6 protein-coding genes are annotated in these 7526 nt (G+C 52.4%); 1 reads left to right on the forward strand and 5 read right to left on the reverse strand.

The features are described 5' to 3' along the window. Positions 1-92: 92 nt before the first annotated feature. The 4 genes from R6U67_RS08310 to pilM all read right to left on the reverse strand — a co-directional run bounded on the left by R6U67_RS08310 (position 93) and on the right by pilM (position 5443). Positions 93-2465, reverse strand: a complete 2373-nt coding sequence (locus R6U67_RS08310) for an AMIN domain-containing protein (protein WP_410252113.1) — start codon at positions 2463-2465, stop codon at positions 93-95. 159 nt (positions 2466-2624) lie between these two features. Continuing rightward, positions 2625-3536: a hypothetical protein gene (locus tag R6U67_RS08315; RefSeq protein ID WP_410252114.1), complete on the reverse strand. Its 912-nt coding sequence runs from the start codon at positions 3534-3536 to the stop codon at positions 2625-2627. Positions 3537-3540: 4 nt separating this feature from the next. Next, positions 3541-4323 (reverse strand): PilN domain-containing protein, encoded by a 783-nt coding sequence (locus R6U67_RS08320; RefSeq protein ID WP_410252115.1) that lies wholly within the window; start codon positions 4321-4323, stop codon positions 3541-3543. Between the two features lie 4 nt (positions 4324-4327). Further along, positions 4328-5443 (reverse strand): type IV pilus assembly protein PilM, encoded by a 1116-nt coding sequence (pilM, locus tag R6U67_RS08325; RefSeq protein WP_410252116.1) that lies wholly within the window; start codon positions 5441-5443, stop codon positions 4328-4330. A 194-nt stretch (positions 5444-5637) separates the two neighbouring features. On the opposite strand from pilM, the gene R6U67_RS08330 reads away from it, so the two are divergent. Continuing rightward, positions 5638-6954 carry an ABC transporter substrate-binding protein gene (locus R6U67_RS08330; protein WP_410252117.1) on the forward strand — a complete coding sequence of 439 codons (1317 nt, stop codon included), beginning with the start codon at positions 5638-5640 and terminating at the stop codon, positions 6952-6954. A 25-nt stretch (positions 6955-6979) separates the two neighbouring features. Here R6U67_RS08330 and R6U67_RS08335 read toward each other — a convergent pair whose 3' ends face one another. Further along, positions 6980-7234 carry a DUF6737 family protein gene (locus R6U67_RS08335; RefSeq protein WP_410252118.1) on the reverse strand — a complete coding sequence of 85 codons (255 nt, stop codon included), beginning with the start codon at positions 7232-7234 and terminating at the stop codon, positions 6980-6982. Positions 7235-7526: the final 292 nt, after the last annotated feature.

A 7526-nucleotide genomic window follows, 5' to 3' on the forward strand; every position in this document is an offset into this window, starting at 1 on the left:
GTTTGAGACGGGAGGCGGAGCCTCCCCAGGGGCATTCCTTGGCAGAGCCAAGGAACGAGGGCCAAACGAGGGCCATGAGGTCGGGGGGCCTCTTACTGCTGGGGTTGGGGGAAGGTGAAGTTACGTTGTTGTTGGAGAACCTCCCGCGCGTCGCGACCTGGGGTATAGGTGTACCCGAAGTTGTTGGGGTCAGCATCGTTGAGGATGTTCGGTGTCAAAATGACAATGACTTCCTGACGTTCATTATCGCGAACTGTGCTGCGGAATAAAGCTCCCAAGAGGGGAATGTCACCTAAAATAGGAACCTTACGAACCTCAGTGCGATCGATTTCTTGGATGATTCCTGAAATAATTAAGGTTTGACCATCACGAATGCGAACTCGACCCGAATCAACAGAACGTCGCTGAATCAAGGTAACCGTTTGCGCACCTTCTCCCGCCGTACCGACTGGAGAACTCACTTCTGGGTTGACTTCTAAAGTCACAAAACCATTATCATCAATCCGGTGGATGGTTACCCCAAGTTCTAATCCAACTTCTTCCTTCTCTACTTCTCGGGTTTCCCGGGTTCCTGACGGTGTGTCAATAAACGAAATGCTCGTTTCACCAACAACCTCTGACGTTAGATTGACACTAGAGGTTTGTCCTTCTTGAACAACCAAAGTTGGATCTGTGAGAATTTTCGCATTACCACTTTCGACCTGAGCCTGAAGTTGGGCAATAAAGCGACTAGGAAACGCAAAAAGGTTAGGTAAGCTAAATTCTCTTTCAACTCCATCATCAGTGATACTTACATCAGTTACTCCAGGCTGAAGAAACTCTGGATTTCCCCGAGGCCCAATTGACGGACGCAAAGGTTCAAAAAAGGGTTGTGATTCATCTAAAATTGACTCAGGAATTGGGGCAATAGGTGGTGTAACGGGACTGGTCTCAACTTGAGAACGACTTGGAGGGATAACTCCACCAAAATTGAAGATAGCAGCCCCCCCGTCACTCGAAACAAAGGTATCTCCCACGCCGAAGGAGAAACTGGCGTTAAAGTTATCTTGATTGCTCAGAGAGACATCAACAATTTTGATGTTCACGGCCACCTGGCGACGACGAGTTTCAAGTTGAGTCAACAGTTGCGTGGCCATTTCAACCTTACGAGGATCTCCGATAAGAGTTAACTCATTTCCTCCGACATCAGCTTGCTGCCGTTGGCCAATGGACACCAAAAGTCCCCTCAAGGGAAGAGGCGCATAGCCTTGATAAGGGGTGCTGCGGTCGGCAATGGAGAGTAGCTCAACGGTTGTTCGGTTGGTTTCGCTGGTTAAGGTTGGGGAGTTGGGATCATCCGGATTAACCCGAACAGACTGAACCTGTGTTTGGGTAGCAATATCACTGGCCTCTGCACCCTGTGATAGCAGGAAGTTGCGGGCATCAATCAAGCTCAGTTGATTGAGTCGAACCGTGCGGCTAATGACCGGACGCGCTGAGTCGGGGAGACGTTCACCGACGACGATGGTGTTCCCTTCTCGGTTGGCTTCGAGTCCACTCAGACGCAAGACATTATTGAAGACATCCTGGACCGACTCATCCTCAATATCCAGGGAAATGGTACGCTGGCTGCTCTCTCCATCTTCGTCGTCACCGCTATCGGCAATATAGGCTAGGTTCAAGCCAGCGGCACGGGCGAGCAGAGACATCACCTCTTCAACGGGGGCATCTCGCAGGACTAGGCGAGGGACTCGCTGAGCAGTTCCGAGGTTGATGCTATAGGCTGAAGTGTCAACGGAGGAGACGGAAATATCCCCCACTGGTGGTGCGACGGCGCGAGGTTGGAAGGGAGGCGCTGGGTTGACGCGAGTGGGAGAGTCGATGCGGACGCCGTCAATTTCAACGTCGGGGTTGGGAACCAAGACATCGGAATTGCCGGGTTGTCGCTGGGCTTGTTGTTGCTGTTGCGGCTGCTGTTGCGGCTGCTGTTGCGGCTGCCGCTGGGCGAGGTTGCTTTGTCCTTGGGGTTCGCCGGTAATTCCTGGAGGGGGTGAGGTGGCTGTTGTGGGGGCATCGGCGGACCGACGATAGTTAAGAGCGATGCCTCGGCTGGCTTCTTGGACAATTTCGCCGTCGGGGGCGCTGTCTCCGGCGCTGGTGACGATGACGCGGGTGCTGTTGGCATCGAGAGGGGTGACAACCAGTGAGGCGATACCGGGGACGGGGTTATTTTGACTGTAGCCTTGGCCTTGAGGCAATCGCAGTTTGGTGTTGATGAGGTCTGCGACCATGGAATTACCGCGACGGACGAGGAAAATCTGGGGGCGATCGCCACTCGCCGTGTCCATCATCAACATCAGGCCAGACGGCGTTTCACGAAGTTCAATTCCGGTTACCTCCGTCGGAGTCGCCAAGGTCGAAGCCGGGACTGCCAGAACAAGGGCTGTTCCCAGGCAAAGTCCACTGAGTCCGAGATTATAGTTCACCGCTCTCTCCTTTTAATAATTAATAGTTAACTGTTGTTAACTATCAATTCACCAGTATCAACGACCAATTATGGACGCTCAACCGCTAACTGTCAACTGCACAAGAGCAACAGTTAGCGGTCTACGCATAAGGGTAACATTTTCGTCAAGGTTTGAGGGTTAACTTTCTTCGTCCTCTTCCCCCTCTTCTCCCTCTTCAGCCTCAAGCCGTTGTTGTAACTCCTCTTGAGAGAGGGGCAATAAGGCTTCGAGTCTAAAAGAGGTGGTGATTTTGGCTTCGGGCTGGCAATTTGGCAGCAGACCGTTCTGGTCATAAATAAAGGTCGGAGTCTGTTGGGTTGAGCTAAACTCACGTAACACTAGCAGCGGTTGAAGTTGCTCAAGCTGCATCAAAATGGCGCGAGTTTGGGCAAAATTCCCCTCTAGCTGCACGTCATAGGTTTGACGTTTAAGCTGTCCATTGGCTTGTCGGCCAAAGGAGCTATCGGTGACTAACTCATAGCCGTCTGATGTGATATTGGCGGCATTGCTGCCACGCTGGCTTCCGGGAAAAATGGGTTCAAATTGTTGTAGTTCAGCTTCAGCAAAGAAGCCATCAATCCGACTGTTGAAATCGGCGTACTCTTGCAACAGTTCTGCGGGACAACCCTGAGCCACTAAGCGAGTGCGAATCTCGTCGGAACTGAGATTGGCGTTGCGCTGGTTAATTTGTTGGTTAACGTCTAAAACTAGGGTTTCGAGGCTATCGGGATTGGCAAACATCGATAAGACCTCTTCCTGAAGGGCTTGTACTTCATCCCGTTCAGTTTCAGCTTGCTCGATTTGCTGCTGGATATTGCCTTGACCATCGATCTGAGTCTCTTTTTCGGCAATTTCAACCTGTAGCTCTTGGCGATCGCCCCACAGGGGTTGAACCAATTGTAGGCCGATGCCAACGGCTCCTGCTAACCCTAAAGCCGCAATCAGCACGCCCAAAATGGTTGGGGAGATGGTCACCCCCATAAACACAAGCCCATCGGGGGCTTCGGCTTCGTCTTCACCGGTCACGAAATTGTCGTCGTCGTAGGCCATGGTTCTAAATTACCCCTCTGCGTTGAAGTTCTTGGATGCGGTTGACTAACCCCAATGCACCTTTACGCTGAAGTTCCTGTAAGATGTCGGCCGCCGGAACTTCACGAACTTGGCTTTGAATGGTGAAGGCGACAACCTGTGACAACTCCAGACGATTGCGAGTTTCGCTGAAGGTGATGCTTTGGGCGTTATAGTCCTCCATCTGAGCGTTGATCAGATGAGTGCCTGAACCTAGATAAAGATTCGACTCTTTCAATAAGAGGACGAAGTCGTTAACGTCATTGAACGACTGAGCAATTCCTCGGATGACGACCACCGATGGGGGGCGACCCGACTCCGTTGCTTGGGGAGACGGCCCGCCTTGTGGTGGTTCATCGGTTTGTTCGACACCTTGGATGCGAACCCCCATCGGGGTGCGATCGCGCAGGTCTTGTAACAGCGCCGACCAAGGAGAAATATAATTAAACACCCCTGCCAAGGCATCGGTTTGCGCCCGGATTTGCTGAACCTCCTCCTGAATCTCTCTTAGACGATTCTCTTCTCGCTGATAACTTCCCAACTCTGCGTCGAGTTCATCTCGTTCGGCTTGCAGCTTGGGAATTTCAATCTGAGCCAGGTATATCCAAGCACCGCCGACAGCAGCTAAGCAGGCCGCCGCCACGGCCCCGCCAGCAATGAGCGGCATATTATTGCCCCCCTGTTGCCGCTGGCGGCTCGGTTTCGCCTTCACCGATTCCGGACGATACTCCGGGCGATCGTTGAGGAAATTAATCTCGATGTTATACATAGTGTTAGACCTCCCGTAGTCCCAGACCTAAGACAACCCCTAGTCCGGGACGTTGGACGAGGGGGACCTCTTCTTCGCTCATCTCCAATCCTAGCGCAGCCACCGGATCAAGTTGATTGGTGGGAATACTCAGCCGCTGCATAAAGAACTCATCGAGTTGTCCCACGGCACTTCCGGGACCGACGAGGAACAGTTGCGCCACATCCATCACCTCACTCTGGTTGAGGTAAAAGTCGATGGAACGACGAACCTCATCGGCCAGCTCACCTAACACTTTCATCATGGCACTGGTTCCCGGATTATTCCCGCCCATGGTTCCCATGGTCATACTATCACCGGTATTCACGGGCAAGGTCATCCCTTGCAACAGTTCGGTATTTCGGGATGGGGGTAAGTTCATCGCTTCTGAGAGAGCGCTTTGGATTTGAAAGCTGCCAATGCCGATGGTGCGAGAAAATTGAGGTACACCATCGACGATAACCGAAATTTCGGTACTGTCGAATTGTAGATCAGCGGTGACCACCACTTCCGACGAGGTAAATTGTTGCAGTTGATCTTGTAGACAGCGTAACACTGAGAAACTGCTGACCTCCATCACATCGAGATTCAGCCCCGCTTCCTGAAAGACGCTGATGTAACTGTCGGTGACTTCTTTACGAGTGGCGACAAACAGCAGTTGATTTTTTTCCATACCATCCTCGTCCACAAACGAGCCGAGTTTCTGGAAATCCACATCCGCCTCTTCCCGAGGGAAGGGAAGATAGAGGCCGGCTTCTTGGTTGACGTAATCCCGCAGTTGGCTTTCGTCGTCGAGTTCAACGGGAACCGGAATCAGCCGCACGATCGCCTCGCGACTGGGAATGGCGGTCGCAATGTGTTTCGGTTTGATTTTATGCTCACTCAGCACGGCCTCAATCAGTTCTGACATACTGGGCAAATCGATAATTTGCCCTTCCTGCATCACTCCTTCGGGAACTTCCTCGGAGATGAAGTGTAGAATCTTATAACCCTGACGCTGTTTTTGCAGTTGCATCACATTGATGCGATCGGGAGATAGTTCAATGCCAATGCCATTCTTGGCTTTGGAGAGTATATTTTTGAGGAAGTTGAAGTTAACCACTGTATTTAGTCACTAGATTGAGCCAGGGGGTTGAGCCAGAGTGTTGAGCCAGGGGATTCAGGTCATGGGAGTGATGACGAGAGAATGAAGCACTTGGCTATCCTATGAGCAGCCATTGATAACAGGCGATCGCCGCTGCTCTATTCTATCTGCTGAACTTCAGGATTTAAGTTTCCATACGAATGTCAACGAGGATGCCCAAGAACAGCCGCCAACGTCAAGGAATACGGACAAAAATGGTGTTAGGACTGGGATTGACCCTGACCAGCCTACTGCTCGTCCTAGCCTGTGGGAGTCCCCGCACGGTCCGCGACGAGACGACCGTTGAGTTCTGGACCATGCAGCTTCAGCCGACCTTCAATGACTATTTTGGCGATCTGATTGAGGCGTTCGAGGCGGACCATCCCGAGTTAGAGGTGCGTTGGATTGATGTTCCCTGGTCCGCCATGAAGGCTCGTATTCTCACCTCCGTCTCGGCTCGAACCGCGCCGGATCTGGTGAACCTCAACCCCGGATTTTCCGCGCTACTGGCGGGACGCGGGGCCTGGCTGAACTTGGATGAGTCCATCTCCGAGGAGGTGCGATCGCAGTATCTCGAAAACATCTGGGACGCCAGCCGCTTTGAGGGCCAGAGTTTTGGTATTCCCTGGTATCTCACCACCCGGATTACGATTTATAACGAGGCCCTGTTGGCTGAAGCCGGTATCGAAGAGGCTCCCCAAACCTATGAAGCGTTAGCAACGGTGGCCCAACAGGTGCGGGAGGAAACGGGTAAATATGCCTTTTTTGTGACACTTGCGGCTAATGACTCGGGGGAAGTGTTGGAATCCTTGGTACAAATGGGGGTGCAACTGCTCAACGACGACGGAACCGCCGCCTTTAACTCCCCCGAAGGCGTGGCGGCGTTTAACTATTGGCGACGACTCTATCAGGAGGGATGGCTCCCCCGCGAGGTGTTAACTCAAGGTCATCAACGGGCGATCGAACTCTATCAGGCCGGGGAATTGGCCTTAGTGGCCACGGGTCCCCAGTTCTTCCAAACCATCAGCAACAACGCCCCGGATATCGCCGCCGTTTCCCGAGCGGCCCCCCAGATTACCGGTGAAACGGGCAAAATCTCTGTCGCGGTGATGAATGTACTCATTCCCCGCGATACCGTTAATCCCGAGGGTGCGATCGCCTTCGCACTCTTTCTGACCAATCCCGACAATCAACTGGCCTTTTCCCAAGCGGCTAATACCCTACCCTCGACGCGGGAGACCTTGAACCACCCGTATTTCCAGGAGTTGGGACCCAACGCCAAGCCAGTCGATCAGGCCCGGATTATGAGTGCTGAGCAATTGGAACGGGCCGAGGTTTTAATTCCCCCTCAGTCCAATGTCAACGACTTGCAGGAAATCCTCTATGACAACTTACAGGCGGTGCTATTGGGGCAGAAAAGCGTTGAAGTGGCTCTAGCTGACGCTGAACAAGACTGGAATGCGATCGCCAGCTCCCTAAATGCGCCTTAAATGCGCCTTAAACGCTCCCTAGAGCTTAGTTAGAGGGGTCCTTGGGGACATCCGTCTCCAATAGCCCCGCTTGAGCGACCAGTCGCGGAAAAACCAGGACAAAATAGCCCATCCAAACCGATAGGGGGATAGCCACAAGAACCGTCAGCCAAACCCGATGCAAAACCAACCAACTGGCCGCAATCAATCCCACCCCTGTGAGGAGAATTGACCAAGGTTGACACCACCAAGGCTTATAGTGCCAAACCGTCGGAGTTGAGGTGCGATCGCCGTCAGACATAAGACCGTTGATAATTGCAGTGATAATTTCAGTGAGCCGTTAACAAGCTTAACAACGGTTAACAACTATGACACGCCCGAGACCATCGAGATTCAAAAACCCCGACCTAAATCAGTCCTGGAAATGAGTTATGGTGGTAAGCTGACTAAAGACCCGGGTTTGTTGGCCCGATGACCTTCACCTTAGCTGACCCTAGCTAAAACAGGGCCAAAAACCTAACGCTTGCAACAGATACAGGAGAGATTTTATCAATGGCGGTTGCAGTTGACCAGCTACTCACGCCAGACATTTC

It is taken from the genome of Sodalinema sp. (assembly GCF_046483825.1).
Lineage (GTDB): Bacteria > Cyanobacteriota > Cyanobacteriia > Cyanobacteriales > Geitlerinemataceae > Sodalinema.

Excerpts from the sequence above, each read along its gene's own strand:
- R6U67_RS08315 (WP_410252114.1), bottom strand. The coding sequence starts at position 3,536 with ATGGCCTACGACGACGACAATTTCGTGACCGGTGAAGACGAAGCCGAA.
- R6U67_RS08320 (WP_410252115.1), bottom strand. The coding sequence starts at position 4,323 with ATGTATAACATCGAGATTAATTTCCTCAACGATCGCCCGGAGTATCGT.
- R6U67_RS08330 (WP_410252117.1), top strand. The coding sequence starts at position 5,638 with ATGCCCAAGAACAGCCGCCAACGTCAAGGAATACGGACAAAAATGGTG.
- R6U67_RS08335 (WP_410252118.1), bottom strand. The coding sequence starts at position 7,234 with ATGTCTGACGGCGATCGCACCTCAACTCCGACGGTTTGGCACTATAAG.